The following is a 23,887-nucleotide window of genomic DNA, read 5'->3' as shown; positions in this document are numbered from 1 at the left end:
CAATCTCGATTCAGAACACCCTGCTTTGTCTTATCTCGGAGGGCGGAGCCCGTTCTAAATTAATTCATCTCACGCCCGGGAGCAGGAGCAAGCACTTCGCGGTTACCGTTATGGCCTGGCGCACTCACAATACCTTGCGCTTCTAACTGTTCAACGATACGTGCAGCTCGGTTGTAGCCTATCTTAAAGCGACGCTGTACACCTGATACCGAACCACGACGAGACTGCACAACATGCTCAACAACTTGATCAAATAGCGGGTCCATCTCTTCCTCACCTTCTGGCTTCTCGCCAGGCAGGAGTGCTTCAGGGCCTTGGTCACCATTAGTAATTTCGTCGATATAGTTCGGCTTACCGCGTGCTTTCCAGTTGTTGACTACCGCATGCACATCATCATCAGAGGCAAATGCGCCATGCACACGAACGGTATGGCTAGAACCCGGTGGGAGATAGAGCATATCACCCATACCCAGTAGCGATTCCGCACCGCCTTGGTCAAGGATGGTGCGCGAGTCCGTCTTAGTGGATACGGTAAACGCAACCCGAGTAGGAATATTCGCTTTGATAAGCCCAGTGATAACATCAACGGATGGGCGCTGAGTCGCGAGGATCAGGTGAATACCCGCTGCACGCGCTTTCTGCGCTAGACGAGCAATCAGTTCCTCTACCTTTTTACCTACCACCATCATTAAGTCGGCAAATTCGTCGACAATCACAACAATGTAAGGCAACTTCTCAAGCAATGGAGGATGTTCATCCATACTGTCGCCAGCTTGCCATAGAGGGTCGTGAATTGGGTGCCCTGCCTCAGCTGCCATCTTAAGCTTGTCGTTAAAACCTTTAATGTTACGAACACCGAGAGCAGACATCAGCTTATAGCGACGTTCCATTTCACCGACACACCAACGCAGCGCATTCGATGCGTCTTTCATGTCAGTAACCACTTCAGACAGAAGATGTGGAATACCTTCGTACACCGATAGCTCAAGCATTTTCGGGTCAATCATGATAAAGCGAACATCTTCAGGCGTTGCCTTGTAGAGCATGCTCAAGATCATCACGTTTACACCCACAGACTTACCTGAGCCCGTTGTACCTGCGACGAGCACGTGTGGCATCTTCGACAAATCAGCCACCACAGCTTCACCCGCAATATCTTGGCCAAGTACAACTGTTGTTGGTGATTTGGCTTCAATAAACTGCTGACTGCCGACAACATCTGAGAAGAACACCGTCTGTCTGCTCATGTTTGGCAACTCAAGCCCCACATAAGGTTTACCCGGTATCACTTCAACAACACGAACCGCCATAGCAGAGAGTGAGCGCGCTAAATCCATCGATAGACCGGATATACGGCTCACTTTAACGCCGGGAGCGAGGTCGAGCTCAAAGCGTGTAATTACCGGGCCCGGGAAGATATCCACGACTGTCGCTTTAATCTTATAGTCAGCCAGTTTCGCTTCGACCAAACGTGCAATATTCTCCAATGCTTCTCGGTCAATAAAGTTCTCACGCTTTTCAGGGTGGTACAGCAACTCAAGAGTCGGCATCGGTTCAGCGGGTTTTGGAAGATTCGCTTCTTGTTGTACTAAGAATGGGTTTTGCTGAGCGACAACTTTAGCTTGCGCTTCTGCAACCATATTGTGCAATGCTGCAGCGTCTACATCCTCTGGTAATGTTGACTCTACCTCTTCGGTGACCGTTACGCTTTCTTCAGCGACATCAAATGATGATATAACAGGTTCCTGATAATCATCTTCTGGTTCAATATCTGATGAAATCTGTTCCAGTTCAGATGGATTAATCCTTGGCTGAACAATCTCTTCTTCGGCGACCTCTTCAACCCACGGCAAGTCATTAGCGTCAGCGACTTCAACAGCTTCTGTAACCGCTTGCTCTGGCTGGTTTAATGCAGGTGGCTCACTTGCAGTCTCTTCAACTTGCGGCTGTTCATAGAAAGACTCTTCTGGTTGCGGCGGCTGAGCGACTTGAGGAAGCTCATCACCATTCATCGCGGCGCGCTCAAGATCTTCAATAGTCGCCCCAAGGTGTTTGCTGCGCTCAAAGTCTGTCTCAATCGAATCTTCGATAACAGTGTTAGTGATTTCGCCTGCATAAGCTGGCTCTTCAATAGTCTCAGCGATTTCTTGTGTCAGTGGCTGTGCCATTGCTGTAGTCGCTAGCGCTGAGGCTGCGGCAGTTTCAGGCATATGAATGTTATAACGACGTCGTTCAGCGTTGGTTTCTTCTATGTGCTCTGCTGATTCGTGAGCTTCACGTTGTTCTTCAGCAATGACTGGCCTCGTTTCGGTTTCATAATCATAGTTATTGAGCTCAGCTTCTAGCGTTTCATCCTCGCGTCCACGTATTTTGTTGATTAGGCTAGTGAACAATCGAATCGCGCCCTCACCCAACCAATCGACAATGGATAACCAAGAGATGCCAGTTAGGAGCGTGAAACCCGCGCCCCATAGAAATAGAAAGACAAGCGTGGAGCCAAGCACATTTAAAGTCGGTAGCGCAAGGCTGGTCAGTACATCGCCAATCACACCACCTGAAGAGAAGTACCAGATGTCATCGAAGTTGATATCCGCTAAACCACAACTGGTTAGAATAAGAATTGTTAATCCGAGTAAACGCGTTCCCCAAAGCATAAAGTCGATTGATTCATCTTCATCACGGTTACGCAGCATTGCCCAAGCTGTACCGGTTACCACAAAAGGAATCACATACGCTAATGAGCCAAAGGTAAAAAAGAGTGTATCAGCTAGCCAAGCCCCAACTAGACCACCAGCATTATTTATCTCTCCCCCCCAAGCGGTTTGAGACCATGACGGATCGGCAGCGCTAAATGTGAAAAGTGCGACTGAAAGCAAAATTGAGGCAAGAACGATTACGATCAAACTGCATTCTTGAAGGCGCTGAGGACCGCTCAGGCGGGACGGTTGAGACTCTTCTCCCGTCTTAATGATCGTTTCTACTTTATTTTTGGTCTCTTTGAACATAACCAACTTTATCTTTATAAAACACCAATCGATTCAGAAGTCATCCTGATTGGTCGGAAAAAAATAGTCCGAGCAGCTATGCTACTCGGACTATCGATTTAACCATATCAAGGGACAAAACCCAATTGCTTAAAGTCAGAATATGGAAAGCTATTAAGACTTTAAGCCAAACTCATGCTTGAATTAGCGAGTTTTGATGACCAACTGATTCGTTTGTTTCACTTCTTCCATAACTACGTAAGTACGTGTGTCGTTTACCCCTGGTAAGCGTAGAAGCGTATCACCCAACAACTTTCGGTAAGCACTCATGTCAGATACACGAGTCTTAAGTAGGTAGTCAAAGTCACCCGATACTAAATGACACTCTTGAATGTCATCAAGTTTCTGAACCGCTGTGTTGAACTGTTCAAACACATCTGGCGCACCACGGTTAAGTGTGATCTCTACGAATACCAAAAGCGAAGCATCTAGGTATTGCGGGTTTAGCAATGCTGTATAGCCCGTAATATAACCTTGACGCTCTAGGCGACGCACACGTTCCAAACACGGAGTTGGAGAAAGACCCACTCGTTTTGAAAGCTCTACATTCGAAATACGACCATCTTTCTGCAACTCATTAAGAATGTTGCGGTCGATGCGATCTAGATCCTTGGACGGCTTTTTATTGTTGTCTGCCATTTTTTATTCCACCTTATTACTTCCTTGCAAAAAAATATACTACAACTTTTTAATATTCAGTATCAAATTTTATCCAATCATATCTATACTAGATATTAATTCGACAGAATTACCCTACACACAGTTAATACAACTAATATAGTTTATACAACCAATATAAAATGAGGAGTCAGGATGATCATTGGCGTACCTAAGGAAATCAAAAACCACGAATACCGTGTTGGCATGATCCCAGCGAGCGTTCGCGAGCTAGTGTCTCAAGGTCACCAAGTTTTTGTTGAAACTAATGCCGGTTCAGGCATCGGTTTTTCAGACGATGATTACATCGCTGTAGGCGCATCCATTCTTCCTACCGCTGCTGACGTTTTCGCGCAAGCAGAAATGATTGTAAAGGTTAAAGAACCTCAAGCTGTCGAGCGAGCTATGCTTCGAGAAGGGCAAATTTTATTTACTTATTTGCACCTAGCACCAGATTTTCCACAAACTGAAGAGCTAATCAAGAGCAAAGCTATCTGTATAGCATATGAGACTGTAACAGATAATATGGGTCGCTTGCCACTACTTGCTCCAATGTCTGAGGTAGCAGGTCGCATGTCTATTCAAGCAGGTGCACAAACTTTAGAGAAATCTCACGGTGGTCGTGGTCTTCTACTAGGTGGTGTACCAGGCGTTGAGCCAGCGAAAGTTGTCGTCGTAGGCGGCGGTGTTGTTGGTGCTAACGCAGCTCGTATGGCTGTTGGTCTTCGCGCAGACGTAACTATCCTTGATCGCAACGTTGATACACTACGTCGTCTTGATGAAGAGTTCCAAGGTCGTGCAAAAGTGGTTTACTCTACAGAAGATGCTATTGAGAAGCATGTTCTAGAAGCTGACCTAGTGATCGGTGCAGTTCTAATTCCAGGCGCTGCAGCACCTAAACTAGTGACAAAAGAGCACATCGCTAAGATGAAGCCAGGTGCAGCAGTCGTAGACGTTGCAATCGACCAAGGCGGCTGTTTTGAAACTTCACACGCAACAACACACGCAGACCCTACTTACATCGTTGATGACGTAGTTCACTACTGTGTTGCTAACATGCCAGGCGCTGTTGCTCGTACTTCTACGTTCGCACTAAACAACGCTACGCTACCTTACATCGTTAAGCTAGCGAACAAAGGCTACCGCGAAGCGCTTCTAGCAGACAACGGCTTCCTAGAAGGTCTAAACGTAATCCACGGTAAAGTAACGTGTAAAGAAGTAGCAGAAAGCTTCGATCTAGAATACGTAGACCCAGCTGACGCTATCGCAATGTTCAACTAATGTTGAATAGTATTAAATAAGAGAAAACGCTCACTTCGGTGGGCGTTTTTTTATGCTAGAAGCGAGAAGCGAGAAGCGAGAAGCGAGAAGCGAGAAGCGAGAAGCGAGAAGCGAGAAGCGAGAAGCGAGAAGCGAGAAGCGAGAAGCGAGAAGCGAGAAGCGAGAAAATTTTAAAGGAGTGGCACTTAATACCAACCCTTTTCTTATAATTTTAGATAATTACGCTAAAACAGAAACCAACACTGCTAGCAACTTTCGGCACACTTACCACGAGTACATCTCGAAGGACGAAGTCTGGTCTCGAGCGCTGCGTTCTAGCTTCTCGCAGGGCGCAGCCCACTCCCTCTCTTAAAACCAACGCTCCAAAGCATTTTTATCTAGCTGACGAAAAGCGCGGTTAAGGATCTGAGCGAGCTCTTTATAACGAGGGCGAGATTTCATAGGCTCTAGCGCGCAGCCGCTTTCAACTATTTTTTGGTAGATTTCGCGATACCAACCGGCAAGCGCAGGTGGAAGTTTCGTGTTGGCACGGTTGCCAAGCCACCATATGCCTTGAATAGGCATACTAATAGCAAACAGTGCAATGATGACAGCCTGAGGCATAGATTGATAATTATTGAACGCCATTTGAGTTAAGACACTGATTGCCGCAATCGCTGGCATCACTTTTACACCGAAACGCGTCGCTTTAATGATTCGCTGCTCTGGAAACAGCAAATTAAGCTCTTTACGCATTGGCCAAGTATCCATGTACTTTTGTCCATCTCGTAGACTATGAACTAAACCGGCTTTATTACTCATAGGGCTCTCTCACTCCAGTACAGGGTCCTAAACTAAAATTTAGTTGAAACTTTCAACTAAACGGACAAAAAATTGATGAAAGTTAATATTCTTTCAAATTTTTTTTGTTATCATTGCTTATTATCGTTATCCTTTGCGGACCCACAATCTCATTGTTGCCGTTATTTACAATTTAAGCAACTCTTGAGACCTTTCTGCAGCGGATGCAAGGGTGGTGATTTGGATCATCACTCTCTTTTATACGGAATTCGAAGTTTTTTTGACCAAGATTAGTACGCAGCTTCTATAGCATCGTCTATTCTTGTGATTAATTTTTATCCTAACTGATTATTACAGGTAGTCACTCATGTCAAAGCTAGTTTTAGTTTTAAACTGCGGTAGTTCTTCTCTTAAATTTGCTGTTGTTGATGCAGAAAACGGTGATGAGCATCTAACAGGTCTTGCAGAATGTCTGCACCTTCCAGAAGCTCGCATCAAGTGGAAACTTGATGGTAAGCACGAAGCTCAACTAGGCGACGGCGCAGCTCACGAAGAAGCTCTAGCGTTCATGGTAGAAACTATTCTTGCTTCTAAGCCAGAGCTTTCTGAGAACCTAGCAGCAATCGGTCACCGTGTTGTACACGGCGGCGAGAAGTTCACTCAGTCTGCACTAATTACTGACGACGTGCTTAAAGGCATCGAAGACTGTGCAACACTTGCACCTCTTCACAACCCTGCTCACATCATCGGCATCAAAGCAGCACAAAAATCTTTCCCAGCACTGAAAAACGTTGCTGTGTTTGACACTGCTTTCCACCAAACAATGCCTGAAGAGTCTTACCTATACGCTCTTCCATACAACCTGTACAAAGAGCACGGCATCCGTCGTTACGGCATGCACGGTACTTCTCACCTATTTATCACTCGTGAAATTGCTAACATCCTTGGCAAACCAGTTGACGAAGTAAACATCATTAACTGTCACCTAGGTAACGGTGCTTCAGTTTGTGCTGTTAAGAACGGTAAGTCAGTAGATACTTCTATGGGTCTAACTCCACTAGAAGGTCTAGTAATGGGTACGCGTTGTGGTGACATCGATCCTGCGATCATCTTCCACCTACACGACACTCTTGGCTACTCTGTTGATAAAATCAACAACATGCTAACTAAAGAGTCTGGTCTAGCTGGCCTTACTGAAGTGACTTCTGACTGTCGTTTCGTTGAAGACAACTACGGTGAAAAAGAAGAAGCAACTCGCGCGATGGACGTATTCTGCCACCGCCTAGCGAAATACGTTGCTGGCTACACTGCATCTCTAGAAGGTCGCCTAGACGCGATCGTATTCACTGGTGGTATCGGCGAAAACTCTGGTCCTATCCGTGAAATGGTTCTAAACCGCCTAGGTATCTTCGGTATCGAAGTTGACGGTGAAGCTAACCTGAAAGCACGTTTCGGCGGCGAAGGTACTATCACGACTGAAAACAGCCGTATCCCAGCAATGGTTATCTCTACTAACGAAGAGCTAGTTATCGCTGAAGACACTGCAGAACTAGCAGGTCTTTAATTGACTTAACCGGCTGACAATCGTCAGCCGGTTTTCTAACTAAGGGGCTTAACTCCTATTCCACACAGTAAGGAATACGCAGTTAAGCTTTTATCCCAATAGCTATAGGTACTCTACGAATGTCTCGTACTATTATGCTTATCCCTGCAAGTGCTGGTGTTGGTCTTACTAGCGTAAGCATGGGTGTTCTTCGCGCAATGGAGCGCAAAGGCGTTAAAGTTTCTTTTTACAAGCCAATCTGTCAGCCACGTTCTGGCGGCGATCAACCTGATCTAACTTCAACTATCGTTGGCGCGAACAGCGATGTGAAGATCGGCCAACCTATGATGATGTCTGTTGCTGAAAGCCTAATCGGTAACGACAACATGGATGAGCTGCTTGAAACAGTGGTTGAGCGTTACAACCAAATCAACAAAGATGCGGACGTTACGCTAATCGAAGGTCTTGTACCAACTCGTAAACACCCATTTGCTAACCAAGTGAACGCAGAAATTGCTGCAACACTTGGCGCAGAGATCGTTCTTGTAGCGACTCCTGGCACAGATAACCCAGCGCAACTTAAAGAACGTATCGAAGTAGCATGTTCTAACTTCGGCGGCACTAAGAACAAAAACATCTCTGGCGTTATCATCAACAAGCTAAACGCTCCTGTTGACGAAGCTGGCCGTACTCGCCCTGACCTATCTGAAATCTTTGACGATGCGGATAGCGCGAAGCAAAACGAAATGAAAGTGATGGAAATCTTCAACACTTCTCCAATTCGTGTACTAGGTTGTGTGCCATGGAGCATCGACCTAATCGCAACACGTGCAATCGACATGGCTGAGCACCTAAACGCTGATATTATCAACGCTGGTGACATCGCCACGCGTCGTATTAAGAGCATCACATTCTGTGCACGTTCTCTGCCAAACATGATTGAGCACTTCAAACCAGGCTCTCTACTTGTAACTTCAGCAGACCGTCCAGACGTAATCGTTGCAGCAGCTCTAGCAGCAATGAACGGTGTTGAAATCGGTGCAGTACTTCTAACTGGCGGTTACGACATTCCAGAAGAAATCGCAGGTCTATGTAAGCCAGCATTTGATTCAGGTCTACCGATCTTCAAAGCACAAGGTAACACTTGGCAGACGTCTCTAAACCTACAGAGCTTCTCTATCGAAGTACCTGCAGACGATAAAGAGCGTATCGAGTTCATCAACGAGCACGTTGCTGGCAACATCGATGGCAACTGGATCGAATCTATGACTGAGGGTACGCAGAAGTCTCGTCGCCTAAGTCCACCGGCATTCCGTTACCAGCTAACTGAGTTCGCTCGTAAAGCAGGTAAGCGTATCGTTCTTCCTGAAGGTGACGAACCACGTACAGTTAAAGCTGCGGCTATCTGTGCTGAGCGCGGCATCGCTGAATGTGTGCTTCTAGGTAACCCAGACGAAATCCGTCGCGTTGCTGCACAACAAGGCGTTGAGCTAGGTGCTGGCGTAACGATCATCAACTCTGATGAAGTTCGTGAAAACTACGTTGCTCGCCTAGTTGAACTACGTGGCGCGAAAGGTATGACTGAAGTTGTTGCTCGCGAGAAGCTACAAGATTCAGTATTCCTAGGCACAATGATGCTTGAGAACGACGAAGTTGACGGCCTAGTTTCTGGCGCTGTTCACACCACAGCAAACACTATCGTTCCTCCGTTCCAGATCATCAAGACTGCTCCTGATGCGTCTATCGTATCTTCTGTATTCTTCATGCTGCTACCTGACCAAGTATTGGTTTACGGTGACTGTGCGATCAACCCAGACCCGACAGCTGAACAGTTGGCTGAAATCGCTATCCAATCTGCTGATTCTGCAGCAGCATTCGGTATCGACCCTCGCGTTGCAATGATCTCGTACTCTACCGGTGAATCTGGTAAGGGTGCAGACGTAGATAAAGTACGTGAAGCAACTAAGCTTGCTCAAGAGAAACGTCCTGATCTTGTTATCGACGGTCCGCTACAGTACGACGCAGCTATCATGGAAAATGTTGCCGCTTCTAAAGCGCCAAACTCTCCAGTAGCAGGTAAAGCGACTGTATTCGTATTCCCTGACCTAAACACAGGTAACACGACGTACAAAGCGGTACAACGTTCAGCAGACCTAGTATCTATCGGTCCAATGCTTCAGGGCATGCGTAAGCCTGTAAACGACCTGTCTCGCGGCGCGCTCGTAGACGACATCGTATACACAGTAGCTCTAACTGCAATCCAAGCAGACCAAGCGGCTCAAGCAGAAGAGAAAGTGGTTAACTAATCTCTCTCATCTGAGTACTTCAAACCCTCGCTCCTGCGAGGGTTTTTTATATCTGTGGATTTAGGTATCTCGCTGATATCGTCACCTTTTCTCAGCCTGTTGCTACACTTTAGGTTCATCGTTCGAAAAGGAAATCAAATGGCACTCAAGCTATTTTCCACTACAGATACTGTTGAAAGAAGCGTCCTTAAGACCACCAGCTTTTTCCTCGCAATTACTGGCGCAGGCTTTACCATAGTTAACTTCTTTATCTGGGACGTACCGAAGTTTGGCTACATAGATTTTGCTTATACCCTGCTCTGCTTGTTTATCTATCTGAGAATTCAATTTGGCCATTACAAACCTTGGTATTCGGCTTTACTGATCTGCGGTCTGAGCCTGATTTTGATCTACAGCTTGGCGGTGGCGAAGGGCTATTCGATACTGGTGTTCTGGACTTTTTGTATGCCTCCCGTCTTCCACATCTTATTGAATCGATATGTCGGGTCAGCCGTCACTTTTGCCTTTTTCCTTATCGTTGTCTCTATATTCCTTTCCTATCCGCCCATCGTTCATTCAACCGCACATACGACGTTTAACTTTGCCATCCCCTACATTTTGATTTGGGCCATCGCCTTTGTGCATGAAGATGTCAGAGCCAAAACACAGCAAAAACTCAGTGATGCCGCTCTGCTTGACCCTTTGACTGGTGCAAGAAATCGATTGTGTATGGAGAATGATTTCTCCCATCATCCTGAGTTTCTGAGTCATCACTACTTACTGCATATTGACCTCGACCATTTTAAACAAGTCAACGACAATTACGGTCATGCGTGTGGGGATGAAGTATTGAAGTCGGTGAGTAAAGCGGTCCTTTCGCAACCTAATGCTGAATACTTTTATCGTGTAGGCGGTGAGGAATTTTGTGTTTTGCTATGCGCAAAAAATGAAGAACAAGCAATGGAGATGAGCGAATCGATTCGACTCGCGGTAAAGCAACTTAAAATCGACTTCAACCATCAAGAGATTCGCGTCTCTTTCAGTGCCGGATTAAGAGAACTAATCGTGGTGAACGACAGCATTCTGCTCGATCAAACCATGGCAGAAACGGATCAAGCCCTATACCAAGCAAAGGCACAGGGCAGAGATCAAATCGTGTTATCAAGCACCACTAACCAAATCTCGGCCGTGGGGTGAAGTTAAATCTAGCTCAGGACCAAGAGGAACAACTTGTGTCGGGTTAATCCCTGTGTGGCTAAAGTAGTAGTGGCGTTTAATGTGGTAGAAATCGGTTGTCTCTTTGATACCGGGCACCTGATACAACTCTTTCATATAACCGTTAAGATTAGCGTAATCCGCGATACGTTTCTTATTACATTTAAAGTGTCCAACATAAACGGCATCAAAACGGATCAGCGTGGTAAACAAGCGCCAGTCGGCTTCAGTAATGCTGTCACCAGCAAGGTAGCGGCTTTTCGCTAGATGATCATCCAATCTGTCTAGCAATTCAAACAGGTGGTTGTAGGCTTCTTCATAGGCATCTTGGGTTGTGGCAAATCCACAGCGGTAAACGCCATTGTTAACATGGGGGTAGACATAAGCATTCCACTCTTCAATGATTTCGCGCTTCTCTTGCGGATAGTAATCAGCTGTATTACCCGTGAGTTCATTAAACTCAGAGTTAAACATACGAATGATTTCAGAAGACTCATTGCTGACAATGGTGTTGTGTTTCTTATCCCAAAGTACCGGCACCGTTACGCGACCCGTGTAGTCTGGTTTGGCTTGCGTATAGATTTGGTGCATGCGTGTATGACCAAACAGAGGCTCAGGCAACCCCATTTGCCAACCTTCACCCATCATGTCAGGGCAGACAACGGTGACGTCAATATGCTCTTCAAGCCCTTTTAGCTTTCTAAAAATCAGAGTGCGATGAGCCCAAGGACAGGCAAGCGAAACGTAGAGATGATAACGCCCTGATTCTGGTTGGAACTGAGCATCAGGTTTGTTTTCTACCCAATTTCTAAACCCAGCATCTTCGCGAACGAACTTACCATTGCTCGATTTGGTGTCGTACCACACATCATGCCATACGCCTTCAACTAGCTTACCCATTATTGTCTCCTAACCCGAATTCTTTGAATAAATTGAGTATAAATAAATACGCAACACAGGTGGTTAGAGACAGTTGGTTTAGTTGTTCGAATTATTTGAATAGTAGAAAGTGACTATACAAAAAAAGCGCGACCCCGTAAGGATGCCGCGCTTAAGCCCGTCACAGGCTGAAATTATACGCTCACGTGCAAGCAAGACACGGCATGAACGTCGTTACCTTCGATAGCAGGCTTAGTTTGAGCACACGCTTCCGTCGCCTGAGGACAACGCGTACGGAACACACAACCCGAAGGAGGACTAATTGGTGATGGAAGGTCGCCTTCTAGCATCTCGATGTGCTTGTTGCGCTCAAGCTTTGGATCAGGAATCGGTACTGCAGACATAAGCGCGCGAGTGTACGGGTGCTTAGGATCCGCAAACAAGGCTTCGGCTTCCCCAAGCTCTACTGCATTGCCAAGGTACATAACTAACACTCGGTCAGAGATGTGTTTCACTACCGACAAATCGTGGGCGATGAATACTAGTGATAAGCCAAGTTCTTTCTGTAACTCTTTAAGTAGGTTTACAACCTGAGCTTGGATTGACACGTCTAGCGCCGATACAGGTTCATCACAAATGATCATCTTAGGCTTAAGAATCAACGCGCGAGCAATACCGATACGCTGACACTGACCACCTGAGAACTCGTGAGGGTAACGGTTGATTACGTTTGGTAGTAGACCTACTTTCGCCATCATCTCTTTAACACGAGTTTTCACTTCATCTTTCGAAAGCTCTGGATAGAAGGTTTCCAATGGCTCAGCAATGATGTCACCTACTGTCATACGCGGGTTGAGCGATGCCAAAGGATCTTGGAAAATCATTTGAATTTCTTTGCGCGTTTCACGGCGCTGGATTTCTTGCATCTTAGTCAGGTCTTGACCAAGCCACATTACGTCACCGTCAGTCGCTTCAACAAGACCAATGATTGCACGCGCGAAAGTCGATTTACCACAACCAGACTCGCCTACTACGCCTAAGGTTTCACCTTCATATAAACGGACGTTTACGCCGTCTACTGCTTTAAGGTTTGCAGGCTTTGACCAAGGCCAAGCAGATTTTGATGCGATACTAAAGTGAACTTTAAGATCTTTAACATCTAGGATTAGGTTCTTATCTACACTCATTTGCTCCAAGCCTCCCATTCAGAAAAACATGCGCGCTGACGACCTTCACCAAATGGCGTCAAGATTGGCGCTTCTTGCTTACAACGATCCATTACACGGTGGCAACGCTCTTGATAAGGGCAGCCTTGTGGTAGACGAAGTAAGTTAGGCGGGTTGCCTGGAATCGTTGGTAGAATTTCACCCTCTGTATCCAGACGAGGAATTGCTTTTAGCAGACCTTCAGCGTATGGGTGGCTTGGGTTGTAGAAGATTTCATCGACCGTACCGTACTCCATTGTACGACCAGCGTACATAACTAGTACTTTGTCACACGAACCTGCAACCACACCAAGGTCATGAGTGATCATGATAATCGCAGTGTTAAACTCCGATTTCAGCTCGTTAAGCAGATCCATGATCTGAGCTTGTACCGTTACGTCTAGAGCTGTTGTCGGCTCATCCGCAATCAACAGTTTTGGACGACACAACAGAGCCATAGCGATCATCACACGCTGACGCATACCGCCTGAGAACTCGTGCGGGTACATAGTGATACGCTTACGCGCTTCTGGAATTTTCACCGCTTCAAGCATGCGTACAGATTCTTCGAACGCTTCCGCTTTACCCATGCCTTTGTGAAGCATAAGTACTTCCATTAACTGATCACTAACCTTCATGTAAGGGTTAAGCGACGTCATTGGGTCTTGGAAGATCATTGCGATCTGTTCTGCACGTACTTTGTTGAGTGCTTTTTCTGGAAGGTTAAGAATTTCATTACCTTCGAATTTTGCGCTACCTGAGATAATACCGTTCTTTGCCAGTAGTCCCATGATAGCGAATACAGTCTGAGATTTGCCTGAACCAGATTCACCTACGATACCTAGAGTCTCGCCCTGATTCAGAGAAAAATTTAAATCGTTTACTGCGGTGACGATACCATCTTGAGTGGTAAATTCGACACGCAGATCTTTGACATCTAATAAGCTCATCATTGCTTCCTTAATCTTTTTTATAGATTTTGTAATTTATTGCTTTTTGATTATCTGTCTTTTGGATCCAGCGCATCGCGCAGGCCGTCACCGACATAGTTGAAACAGAAGAGAGTCACAACCATGAATATTGCTGGGAATGTAAGCTGCCAGATTGCTACTTCCATTGTCTGTGCACCTTCTTGAAGAAGCGCACCCCAACTTGTCATCGGCTCCTGAACACCAAGACCAAGGAATGATAAGAATGATTCAGTCAAAATCATGCTTGGGATTAGAAGCGTTGAGTAAACCGCTACAATACCCAGTACGTTTGGCACGATGTGACGAGTGATGATTTTCCACTTGCTCACACCACAAACGTGCGCTGCTTCGATGAACTCTTTACTGCGTAAGCTAAGCGTCTGACCACGTACGATACGTGCCATATCTAGCCATGCAATTGCACCGATAGCGACGAAGATAAGAATGATGTTACGACCGAAGAAGGTTACTAGTACGATAACTAGGAACATAAACGGTACTGCGTAAAGGATCTCAAGGATACGCATCATGATTCGGTCTACTTTACCGCCAATGAAGCCAGAAGCTGCACCGTAAAGCGTACCAATCAATACCGCTACAAACGCACCCATCACGCCAACCATCAGAGAGATTCGGCCACCAATTAAGGTACGAACGTAAAGGTCACGACCTAAACTATCAGTACCAAACCAGTGTTCTGCGTTTGGACCAACGTGCATCGCGTACCAGTCAGTATCATCATAAGTGAATGGCGCAATAGTCGGTAAAACGATTACCGCTAGCGTCATTAAGAATAGGATAAACAAGCTCACCATCGCCGCTTTGTTACGCATAAAGCGGATACGAGCATCTTGCCATAGACTGCGACCTTCGATCTCTAAGTTTTCAGAGAACTTTTCAATCGCTTCTAGGTTTTCTTTTTTCGTTAACATAACCAAACGTCCCTGTTAGTAGCGAATTTTCGGGTCAATCATTGCAAGTAGGATATCTACAATCGCATTGAATAGAATGAATAGGAAACCAATCAAGATGGTTACACCCATTACTAGCGAGTAGTCACGGTTGAATGCAGCGTTAACGAAGAGCTTACCAATACCTGGTAGACCAAAGATGGTTTCGATAACAACTGAACCTGTGATGATACCTACGAACGCAGGGCCCATGTATGAAACAACAGGAAGAAGCGCTGGTTTAAGTGCGTGCTTGATGATGATGTAACGGTAACTTAGACCTTTCGCACGAGCGGTACGAATAAAGTTACTGTTTAATGTTTCGATCATCGAACCACGAGTGATACGTGCAAAAGTCGCGACGTAGAGTAGTGACATACCAATCACTGGTAGAACTAGATATTTCAAACTACCGTCATGCCAACCACCCGCTGGGAATAGGTTCCAATGCAGCGAGAAGAGATAGATCAGTGCCGGTGCCAATACAAACGATGGCATTACAACACCTAACATGGCGGTGGACATTATGGTGTAGTCAACCCAGGTATTTTGCTTTAAGGCAGCAATCGTACCAACCGTGACCCCCATGATGACCGTAAAGATAAACGCAATAAAACCAACTTTTGCCGATACTGGTAGTGCAACAGAAATCAGTTCGTTTACAGAGTAATCTAGGTACTTAAATGAAGGACCAAAATCACCTTGAATAACGTTTGTTAGGTAAGTGGTGTATTGCTCAAATACTGGCTTATCAAGCCCGTATTTAGCTTCGATGTTCGCCATAACTTCTGGCGGTAATGGACGCTCGCTTGAGAATGGGTTACCCGGTGCGAAGCGCATAAGAAAGAAAGATACGGTGATCAAAACCAACATGGTTGGGATCGCCTCAAATATCCTTTTCGCGATGAATTTAAGCATAAACTCACTCTTTCAGTCTGTGACAATTAAAAATTAAGAATCAATCAAATTTCTACGAATTTAGATTGTATAAAGGCACTGCATGTAATTTCTCACATGCAGGCCAATATTTTTATAGTTCTATCAGTTCAAGATTTACTTGATGATGTATAGATCTTTAGAGTAGATCTTCTCTTCTGGGTTGTTTGCTGGGAAGCCACCAACCTTAGGAGAAAGTAGACGTGATTTCACGTACTGGTAGATAGGTGCGATAGGCATGTCTTTCGCTAGTAGCTTCTCAGCTTCTAGGTACAGCGCTTGACGCTCTTCTTCTGACTGAGCGGCAATCGCTTTAGTCATGATCTCGTCGTAAGCTTTGCTGTCGTAGTGAATACCGCCAGTCGTGTTGTTACTCTTCATTAGAGTTAGGAATGAAGATGCTTCGTTGTAGTCACCACACCAGCCGGCACGTGCCACTTCGAAGTCACCTGAATCTTTAGTAGATAGGTAAGTTTTCCACTCTTGGTTTTCTAGAGTAACGTCTAGGCCAAGTGTCTTCTTCCACATAGAACCTAGTGCTACAGCAACTTTCTTGTGGTTCTCAGATGTGTTGTAAAGAAGGTTAAACTTAAGTGGGTTGTCTGAACCGAAACCTGCTTCTTCTAGAAGACGAGCCGCTTCTGCATCACGCTCTGCTTGAGTCATTTGACCGTAAGCAGGCATTTCTGGGTTGAATCCAGCTGTGATTTCAGGCGTTAAGAAGTAAGCTGGTTTCTGACCTTGCGCTAGGATAGCGTCAGTAACGATATTACGGTCGATTGCGTAAGAGATCGCCTTACGTACACGAACGTCATCAAATGGCGCTTTCTTAGTGTTGAAGATGTAGTAGTAAGTACATAGGTTGCCCGTAACCGATACTTCTTCTGGGTGCTCTTTCTTAAGACGCTTGAAGTGCTCAACAGGTAGTTCGTAAGAGATATCGATTTCGCCTGCTAAGAAACGGTTCATTTCCGCTACCTGGTTTTCGATAGGTAGGAAAGTTACTTTGTTTAGCTTGGTGTTTGCGTTGTCCCAGTACTGTTCGTTACGCTTAAGTACTAGACGCTCGTTAACAACCCAGTTGTCGACAACGAATGCACCGTTACCAACGAAGTTTTCTGGCTTAGTCCACTGGTCGCCGAACTTCTCAACTGTCGCTTTATGAACAGGTTTCACTGTTGTGTGACCCATCATCATTACGAAGTAAGGAACAGCTGCGTCAAGTTCAACCACTAGAGTGTGGTCATCGACTGCTTTAACACCTAGCTCGCTCTTGTCTTTCTTGCCTGCGATGATGTCTTTTGCGTTCGCCATCTTGGTGTATTCCATGTACCAAGAGTATGGAGAAGCCGTATTTGGATCAACTGCGCGCTGGAAGCTGTATACGAAATCGCCAGCAGTTACAGGATCGCCGTTAGACCACTTTGCGTCTTTACGTAGGTGGAAAGTGAACGTTTTGTTGTCTGTTGTTTCCCAAGACTCTGCAACACCAGGAATAGTATTACCGTCAGCATCTTGGTTCACTAGGCCTTCTAGAAGATCACGAATTACGTGAGACTCTGGTACACCTTGAGATTTGTGCGGGTCGATTGTCGCAACTTCAGTACCATTACCACGAACAATTTCTTGTACGTCAGCAAGTTCTGTTTTCTGAGAGTCTGATTTAGCTTCAGGAGCAGGTGCTGGCTGTGCAGCTTGCTTTTCTTCTGGTTTGTCGCCACAACCAGTTAAAGCTAAAGAAAGGCCCGCGCCTATAAATAGTGCGCGTGTGATTTTGTTCTTATACATGCGTAAAACTCCAAGTTTTTCATTTGCATCCATGACTTCTTTGTACAGTACTAGAACGGACAGTGATTTAGATCTGTTTAGCTCAAATTTTAAGCATAAAAATCTAAAACCGTACAAAGATTGCGGCACACAGTATCAATCATTGAAGTAATTTGCCATAAAAATGTAGCAAAAAATCGTATAATTCCACGGTTACTTCAACAAAATGGTAAAAAACACCAGTAAAGATAAATTAGTCAGTTAATTAACTTATATTTCCCTCAACTAGCAGACTGAAGTGCCAAATTATCTAATAAGACACTTTTTTTTAGCATCTTATGCTAGATATTGTGCGGAAAAATTAACAAAAGTAATGTAATCTAGCTAACAGTTAGCTACATTCATCTCCGGAAAAACAGCGTTCTGTGAACTTAGTCACTCAGGTGCACTTAAATAGCGAACGTCTCCCCAAAACAAAGCATACCCACAACAAATTTCTATCCAAAAACTCATTTAGACACGCTATCTAAATTACCATCCCCACAAGCCTTTAGATTTTTTTAGTGTTAAACATTTGTAAATAACCCCTTGTTCGCTCGATATATCAGGTCAATTTGAGCAACTAAACGGGTATCTCCTATGAGAGGATTTCATTCTCTATCTTTAGCTATTTCGGCTATCACACTACTTAGCGGGTGTGGGAGCGAGGAAAGCACTTCTGATAATATCGCTGTAGAAGTACCTTTTTCGTTGAGTAGCATTCCTATGCCGAATGACGGTTATGGCTATGATGCTGACGGGACAATCTCTTTGCCGGGTGAACCTTCTTCACCCAATGCATATTCAACCAATGCTGAATATGACGCTTATTACCAAAATTTCGAGACCAGTTTCGCCGCTGTTGATGGTTGGGGCTTGTGTGTCGAACCGATTGAGATTCCGCTTAGCAGTGTCGGTTCTGAGCAAGTTATTGCCCTAGAACCAACTTCTCTGCAAGGAAACGTTCTACTCATCGACGGAACAACTGGGCAAGAGGTTCCAAACACTAAACTATCTAGTGATGGTCGCAAACTCATCATCGAATGCGGCGCTGCTCTTCAACCAGGGACGGAGTATTTTATTGCCGTTTCGAACGGCGTAATGACGGTAGAAGGCATTTCTTTAAAATCAGCGCCAGCCTTTGCACAACTGTTAAGTGCTGATCCTAATGAGCTAGATGAGCAACAACGCAATCTCCAACAGAAAACTAAAAACGCTGTATCTGCGTATAGTGACTTAGGTAAGCCAAATGAGGTCGTATACGCCTCTACATTTACTACTCAAAATAGTTATTCCGTCATCGACAAAATGATAACAAGAACCTTGGACGACACACCTTTCATCGATCTTCGAATAGTCAAACATGAGATTAAAGGTGACGGTTTAAGTAAGCATGTTTTAGTCTCAGCGAAACTTCAAACTAACAATTATCTGCCATTTACTCAGCAAATTTCCGATGACGAAGGCTGTACACTAGATAGATTTGACCCTATCGCTAGTTGTCCTTCTATGTATAAATGGATGACTGGAACAAACGGTGAGATGCTCACCGAGAAGACTCTTAATCAAGATAACGTTGAGATTGCGACATACAACGACTCTTCTACTTTAATCGATGTTGATTTTTATCTGCCCTACAAAGACTCAGGAAATAGCCAAACGAGCACTCCTTCTGCAGCAGTCGATTTTATACAAAATACAAACCACCCAGCCATCATGTTTAACCATGGTATTGGAGGTGACAAGTCAGCTGCGTCGCTAATGGCTACTGATTATGTAACTGGCGCGATGAAATCAAAAAACTTTATTGTCGCAGCTATCGATATGCCTTATCACGGCTCTCGCATAGTCCAAGACATTAACGGTGCACCAATAAGCGCAGCTATCGATAAATCTTATTTCATTAACATCACCTCGCCTCTTGCACTTCGTACCAACTTACTCCAAACAGTCAACGATTTTGTTGGTTTAAGATCAGCGTTGAATTTTGGCTCCTCTTCAGCAAACAGAGAAGTACACCTTGTTGGTCATTCCCTTGGCGGAATCATGTCTGTTATGACAACCGAAGCAACCTTCCCCGAGCACGCAGAAAATGGTGCGATTGAAGGATTAACTCTAGCGACTTCAAGCTACGTTGTGCCAGGACAAGGCTTGGTAAACCTAACCTTAACTTCTGAGTTACTCGGTCCTGTGATGGAAGAGTCAGTGAAAAGCTCTGCGGATGTTCAACGAGCAATTGCAGAAACTCTTCTTCCGAGCTTATGTGACTCAAATACGAGCAACAAAGACTGTATTCTCGCACTCGAACAGCACAATGATGAGCTGAGCGAAAGTATCACAATGCTTGAAAACGAAATTTACTCAGCTTTGTTGCCTGTGTTAAAGCAAGGAGTCCAACAAACTATCGATGGTTCCGACCCAGCGGGCAAAGTTTCTCGTCAATCGGTTGCAGACCACCCAACCTTATTAATTGAAGCCGTAGGGACGTGTGAAGGGGCTTGCATACCTTATGTAGACTATGTGCCAGACAATGTTGTTCCTAATAACGCAGAAGACAACACTCTTACTGGTACCGATCCATTAATTAGGGCCCTTGGCTTGCAACCTATCACTTCTACTACGTCACAATCGAACATTCGTGGTGTAGTTAAAGCAACGGTAGGTGGGCACGGTACTTACTTGTTTTCTTATGAAGGACCTGCTGATGAAAATGGCGTCCCTCAACTTCCCGATATTGGTGACTGTGCCGATCAAATAGATTTTGGTGACTGTGGTTCGCTTAGTGATGTGAGAAGTTCTAAGAAAACACAGCAATCCTTAGTTCAAGACATGATCAAGTCTAAAGGAAGTGAACTAACAATCTCTAAAAAAGATGAAGAAAGTATCGATACACAGGAAGCACCATAATGAGAAAAACAGTTTTGGGGCTTACTGCTCTGTCATTTACCGTACAAGTCCACGCCGCAGGCTTTCAACTTAATGCTCAGTCGGCAACGGGTTTAGGTCGTGCATTCGCCGGAGATGCGATTATTGCAGACAACGCTGCTGTGGTATCCAAAAACGCGGCGGCGATGAGCTTAATCGACCAACCGATGATATCAGTGGGTGCTGTCAATATTGCTAGCCAAGTTGAGTTTAGTGATATGCGTTACACGACGCCAAACACAATCACTCAATCGCTCGATGACACAACTCTCGACAACAATACCTTAGTACCTAACGCCAATATGGTGTTTCCGTTAGAAGGAACCCCTTGGACACTCGGCGCTACCGTCCATTCAAATTTTGGTACTGATGTCGAATTTGAACAGGAGTTTGCTGCGCCTATATTCGGTGGCAAAACTTACTTAAGTAGCATCAATGCGGGCTTTTCTGCCAGTTATCAAATTGATGATGCATGGTCGGTAGGTGGTGGTCTAGACATCATCTATGGCGAAGGTGATATCGCGCGCAAACACAACAACGCGCCACTGCTATCTATTGATGCTGACGGGTTTGGTTTAGGGTTTAATCTAGGTGTGGCTTATGTCCTCGATGCGAATAACCGCTTTGGTTTATCTTATCGCTACAGCCCTGAGCTAACTGCGAACGGCCATGTAGACCAGATGGGGCAAGGAGTCACAGACTCAATTAACATCCCACTGCCCGATATAATTGAGTTCTCTGGCTACCATAGACTCAACTCTAAATGGGCAGCGCACTACAGCTTGCAGTATGTTGCTTGGTCTGAGTTTGATAGCTTAACCTCGGAAAGTTACTCAGAATCCATTAAAGACTACCAATGGCAAGATGCCGGACACGTTTCAGTGGGTGTTACTCACTACCTGAATCGTTCTATCGAACTAAGAGCGGGCTATATGTATGACTTGTCACCCGTAGATCAAATCAGTTCACTGTCGATTCCTGATACTGACAGACATTGGTTTACCTTTGGTGGTACTTACAAAGCAACCGAAAACTTTAGCGTCGATTTATCGTTAGGCTACTTAACAGGTGAGCAAACGACGATTGATGAGTCACAGTTTATCGTTGACCCAGAGCCTTTCAATGTCGTTTCTACCGTCAACACAAGTGCTTGGTTAGCAGGTATTCAGTTTAACTACGCTTTCTAGGTTTTCCAATGCAAAAAACGGCCTTCTGACTTAGAAGGCCGTTTATTATCAATCAGTTCCGAATCCCGCGCACAATTTCAAATGTAACAATGACACTTCGTGGAACTGTCATTTAAGCCTGCTACATTTATACATCTAATTACATATATATTAACGTCATAAAGGCTTATTATGGGAATCGCATATCACACCTATATTGGTAAGCAGGTAACGCATTTACCTAACCTCCCCTGTCGTGCGGCAGGCAACGTTTCACTCAATACCCCTGTCGGCAACTGTGTCGACAAATTTGGTCGAATCTGGCTTGCGGACACTGCACACAATCGCGTACTCGTCTTCGACCGAAAGATGGACAAGTTGCTAGCTAGCTTTGGCAGTGTTGGCAATGGTAGCCAACAGTTTAATATGCCCTTTCGCCTGTTACCTCACCCGAATAAACCTTGGATTTACGTCAGCGACATTGCCAACAAACGTATTCATATCCTTGAATACAATCAGGCGCTCAGCATCCGCTCAATCAGCAATTTTGGCAGCGAGGAGCCCATCAACTTACAGGGTCCAAACGGAATGGCTTTCTATCAGGGTAAGCTGTGCGTGGCCGACGAGTTTTACGAAGGTGAAAACGGTGAAAGCCGATTAGTGATTTTCAATGAGGAAGGTAAATGGTTAAGAGACATCACAGTCATCGAAGCCAAAGAGCAGGTTCACTTTTTATGGCCTCAAGGACTGAGTTGCGATCTCGACGGTCATCTGTACGTCGCGAATACTGGCTTTGCGACTGTAGTTCGCTGTGACTGGGAGGGAAACCCCGTCCCATTTGCGAATGGTAAAACCTATTTAGATGGTATCGACCTCGCACGCGATGTCTCAATCATTGATAACCGAATCCTTATCCCGGGAGCCAAGCAGTATTCAGTGTCTGTTTACGATATTGATGGCCATTTTTCAGGTAATCTCATCGGCTTCTTTTCACCAATACAAATCACCAAACTTGACCAAAATCGCCTGTTGATTACCGAGCCCATTCTCGCTTCTTTAGAGATTCATCAGATCGACTGGTCAGAATTATCCCCCCAACTGCCTATATCGACATTAGTGGTTGATCAATTGGGTGATGAGCGCGATAAAAAAGGACAGCTGCACTTTGTCACCTCGGTGGCTGGCGATACCTCTCCTGTTCCGACAAACAACCCCGAAAGTCGTTACCCTATTATCAGCGAATGGTGGGAAAACCACTTTGAACAGCAAGATAAGTGGCTCAATTCTATTCACCAAATCGATGCGCCTTCCTGGGTTTCAATGACCTTAAGCACCCAGATGGAGTGGACGCAAAAATGGCAACAAACCTGGGTACGAATATTCCTTGGCGATAAGTTTGATGACCCAAACCAACTGCTTTGGCTGGTTGACGCCGGCAACTATCAACTACAAGCGACAGAAAGCACTCAACCCGATGCAGTGAGGCCGGGTAGCTTGCCCCTTTTACCCGGATCACTTGGCATCTGTTCTCTAACTCCTTCGTCGCCATTACTCGGACAGCTCAACCCAGACATACCTTTACTGGTTGTCAGCAATTATATCAGCGGTATTGTGACGATTTATCAATATGACGAGTTAATTGGCGAGCTAGTACCCTTTAGCTATTTTGGAGGTTTGGGTCACCAAGAGTGGCAGTTATTCAAGCCTCAAGGTGTTGCCGTCGATCCTATAAGCCGCGATATCTATATTGCCGACTCTGGCAATAATCGCATTAGTCGTTGGCGGCTCAATCAACAAGGAATCGCTGGCTTAGTCACTACCTTTGGTGAAAAAGGCCATGGTGATAATGAATTTTTCACACCAACCGACATCACGATTACACCGGATGGTCAGAAGTACATAACCGATCAAAACAACAATCGCGTGGTGATTTACGATCGTCATGATCAATACGTTGGCAGTTTCGGTCAGCAGGGTTACGGAACGACCAATGACAACTTCCTGCTACCGACCAGTATAGACTTTGACCGTGGTAAGTTGTTTGTGTCTGATTTGGTTAATCGAGCTATCAAAGTCTTTGACCAACAGGGACAATTTATTGATAGTTTTAGTGGCTTTGGTGCCGACCCAAGTAAAGGCCAGCTATGGATGCCATACCTGCTTCACGCACATAATCATACCCTCTACCTACCCGACTGCGCTCTTAACCGAGTTAACGTTTATAAGATTAGCTAAGGAGTCACT

The 23,887-nt window shown here is 45.2% G+C and carries 16 protein-coding genes; 7 read left to right on the top strand and 9 right to left on the bottom strand.

Annotated features, from left to right (window positions below):
* Nucleotides 1-59: 59 nt before the first annotated feature.
* Nucleotides 60-3,005 (bottom strand): DNA translocase FtsK, encoded by a 2,946-nt coding sequence (locus AC6R16_RS08335; RefSeq protein WP_500674106.1) that lies wholly within the window; start codon nucleotides 3,003-3,005, stop codon nucleotides 60-62.
* Between the two features lie 183 nt (nucleotides 3,006-3,188).
* On the bottom strand, nucleotides 3,189-3,683 hold the full coding sequence (gene lrp, locus AC6R16_RS08330) for a leucine-responsive transcriptional regulator Lrp (RefSeq protein ID WP_004414493.1): 495 nt from the start codon (nucleotides 3,681-3,683) through the stop codon (nucleotides 3,189-3,191).
* A gap of 174 nt (nucleotides 3,684-3,857) precedes the next feature.
* On the opposite strand from lrp, the gene ald reads away from it, so the two are divergent.
* A complete protein-coding gene (gene ald / locus AC6R16_RS08325) occupies nucleotides 3,858-4,982 on the top strand; it encodes an alanine dehydrogenase (RefSeq protein ID WP_500674105.1) in 1,125 nt (374 codons plus the stop codon).
* 348 nt (nucleotides 4,983-5,330) lie between these two features.
* Here ald and yfbV read toward each other — a convergent pair whose 3' ends face one another.
* Nucleotides 5,331-5,783: a terminus macrodomain insulation protein YfbV gene (yfbV, locus tag AC6R16_RS08320; RefSeq protein ID WP_500674104.1), complete on the bottom strand. Its 453-nt coding sequence runs from the start codon at nucleotides 5,781-5,783 to the stop codon at nucleotides 5,331-5,333.
* A gap of 346 nt (nucleotides 5,784-6,129) precedes the next feature.
* On the opposite strand from yfbV, the gene AC6R16_RS08315 reads away from it, so the two are divergent.
* From AC6R16_RS08315 to AC6R16_RS08305, 3 genes are all read left to right on the top strand, one after another.
* Nucleotides 6,130-7,326 (top strand): acetate kinase, encoded by a 1,197-nt coding sequence (locus tag AC6R16_RS08315; protein WP_500674103.1) that lies wholly within the window; start codon nucleotides 6,130-6,132, stop codon nucleotides 7,324-7,326.
* A 119-nt stretch (nucleotides 7,327-7,445) separates the two neighbouring features.
* Nucleotides 7,446-9,611 (top strand): phosphate acetyltransferase, encoded by a 2,166-nt coding sequence (gene pta / locus AC6R16_RS08310; protein ID WP_500674102.1) that lies wholly within the window; start codon nucleotides 7,446-7,448, stop codon nucleotides 9,609-9,611.
* A gap of 138 nt (nucleotides 9,612-9,749) precedes the next feature.
* On the top strand, nucleotides 9,750-10,787 hold the full coding sequence (locus AC6R16_RS08305; RefSeq protein ID WP_500674101.1) for a GGDEF domain-containing protein: 1,038 nt from the start codon (nucleotides 9,750-9,752) through the stop codon (nucleotides 10,785-10,787).
* Here AC6R16_RS08305 and AC6R16_RS08300 read toward each other — a convergent pair.
* The 6 genes from AC6R16_RS08300 to AC6R16_RS08275 form a co-directional block, all read right to left on the bottom strand.
* Nucleotides 10,752-11,705, bottom strand: coding sequence for a glutathione S-transferase family protein (locus AC6R16_RS08300; RefSeq protein ID WP_500674100.1), 954 nt, complete (start codon nucleotides 11,703-11,705; stop codon nucleotides 10,752-10,754). The genes AC6R16_RS08305 and AC6R16_RS08300 overlap by 36 nt on opposite strands.
* 173 nt (nucleotides 11,706-11,878) lie before the next feature.
* Nucleotides 11,879-12,871, bottom strand: a complete 993-nt coding sequence (oppF, locus tag AC6R16_RS08295) for a murein tripeptide/oligopeptide ABC transporter ATP binding protein OppF (RefSeq protein ID WP_004747474.1) — start codon at nucleotides 12,869-12,871, stop codon at nucleotides 11,879-11,881.
* Nucleotides 12,868-13,839: an ABC transporter ATP-binding protein gene (locus tag AC6R16_RS08290; RefSeq protein WP_272785302.1), complete on the bottom strand. Its 972-nt coding sequence runs from the start codon at nucleotides 13,837-13,839 to the stop codon at nucleotides 12,868-12,870. Before AC6R16_RS08290 ends, oppF begins: the two co-directional genes overlap by 4 nt.
* Nucleotides 13,840-13,889: 50 nt before the next feature.
* Nucleotides 13,890-14,792: an oligopeptide ABC transporter permease OppC gene (gene oppC, locus AC6R16_RS08285; RefSeq protein ID WP_494504756.1), complete on the bottom strand. Its 903-nt coding sequence runs from the start codon at nucleotides 14,790-14,792 to the stop codon at nucleotides 13,890-13,892.
* 15 nt (nucleotides 14,793-14,807) lie between these two features.
* Complete coding sequence (oppB, locus tag AC6R16_RS08280; protein WP_171321180.1) at nucleotides 14,808-15,728, bottom strand: oligopeptide ABC transporter permease OppB; 921 nt, start codon at nucleotides 15,726-15,728, stop codon at nucleotides 14,808-14,810.
* Nucleotides 15,729-15,863: 135 nt separating this feature from the next.
* A complete protein-coding gene (locus AC6R16_RS08275; protein WP_004747466.1) occupies nucleotides 15,864-17,534 on the bottom strand; it encodes an ABC transporter substrate-binding protein in 1,671 nt (556 codons plus the stop codon).
* Between the two features lie 618 nt (nucleotides 17,535-18,152).
* Here AC6R16_RS08275 and AC6R16_RS08270 point away from each other — a divergent pair.
* From AC6R16_RS08270 to AC6R16_RS08260, 3 genes are all read left to right on the top strand, one after another.
* Nucleotides 18,153-20,459: a lipase gene (locus AC6R16_RS08270; protein ID WP_500674099.1), complete on the top strand. Its 2,307-nt coding sequence runs from the start codon at nucleotides 18,153-18,155 to the stop codon at nucleotides 20,457-20,459.
* Nucleotides 20,456-21,664: an outer membrane protein transport protein gene (locus tag AC6R16_RS08265; RefSeq protein ID WP_500674216.1), complete on the top strand. Its 1,209-nt coding sequence runs from the start codon at nucleotides 20,456-20,458 to the stop codon at nucleotides 21,662-21,664. Before AC6R16_RS08270 ends, AC6R16_RS08265 begins: the two co-directional genes overlap by 4 nt.
* A gap of 171 nt (nucleotides 21,665-21,835) precedes the next feature.
* Nucleotides 21,836-23,878: an NHL repeat-containing protein gene (locus AC6R16_RS08260; RefSeq protein ID WP_500674098.1), complete on the top strand. Its 2,043-nt coding sequence runs from the start codon at nucleotides 21,836-21,838 to the stop codon at nucleotides 23,876-23,878.
* Nucleotides 23,879-23,887 lie beyond the last annotated feature (9 nt).

Source organism: Vibrio sp. R10-SG3-ISO10, from assembly GCF_059834185.1.
Note: the sequence above shows the minus strand (reverse complement) of the source record. Positions and strands in the feature narration are given on the sequence as shown.

Excerpts from the sequence above, each read along its gene's own strand:
- AC6R16_RS08335 (WP_500674106.1), bottom strand. The coding sequence starts at position 3,005 with ATGTTCAAAGAGACCAAAAATAAAGTAGAAACGATCATTAAGACGGGA.
- lrp (WP_004414493.1), bottom strand. The coding sequence starts at position 3,683 with ATGGCAGACAACAATAAAAAGCCGTCCAAGGATCTAGATCGCATCGAC.
- ald (WP_500674105.1), top strand. The coding sequence starts at position 3,858 with ATGATCATTGGCGTACCTAAGGAAATCAAAAACCACGAATACCGTGTT.
- yfbV (WP_500674104.1), bottom strand. The coding sequence starts at position 5,783 with ATGAGTAATAAAGCCGGTTTAGTTCATAGTCTACGAGATGGACAAAAG.
- AC6R16_RS08315 (WP_500674103.1), top strand. The coding sequence starts at position 6,130 with ATGTCAAAGCTAGTTTTAGTTTTAAACTGCGGTAGTTCTTCTCTTAAA.
- pta (WP_500674102.1), top strand. The coding sequence starts at position 7,446 with ATGTCTCGTACTATTATGCTTATCCCTGCAAGTGCTGGTGTTGGTCTT.
- AC6R16_RS08305 (WP_500674101.1), top strand. The coding sequence starts at position 9,750 with ATGGCACTCAAGCTATTTTCCACTACAGATACTGTTGAAAGAAGCGTC.
- AC6R16_RS08300 (WP_500674100.1), bottom strand. The coding sequence starts at position 11,705 with ATGGGTAAGCTAGTTGAAGGCGTATGGCATGATGTGTGGTACGACACC.
- oppF (WP_004747474.1), bottom strand. The coding sequence starts at position 12,871 with ATGAGTGTAGATAAGAACCTAATCCTAGATGTTAAAGATCTTAAAGTT.
- AC6R16_RS08290 (WP_272785302.1), bottom strand. The coding sequence starts at position 13,839 with ATGAGCTTATTAGATGTCAAAGATCTGCGTGTCGAATTTACCACTCAA.
- oppC (WP_494504756.1), bottom strand. The coding sequence starts at position 14,792 with ATGTTAACGAAAAAAGAAAACCTAGAAGCGATTGAAAAGTTCTCTGAA.
- oppB (WP_171321180.1), bottom strand. The coding sequence starts at position 15,728 with ATGCTTAAATTCATCGCGAAAAGGATATTTGAGGCGATCCCAACCATG.
- AC6R16_RS08275 (WP_004747466.1), bottom strand. The coding sequence starts at position 17,534 with ATGTATAAGAACAAAATCACACGCGCACTATTTATAGGCGCGGGCCTT.
- AC6R16_RS08270 (WP_500674099.1), top strand. The coding sequence starts at position 18,153 with ATGAGAGGATTTCATTCTCTATCTTTAGCTATTTCGGCTATCACACTA.
- AC6R16_RS08260 (WP_500674098.1), top strand. The coding sequence starts at position 21,836 with ATGGGAATCGCATATCACACCTATATTGGTAAGCAGGTAACGCATTTA.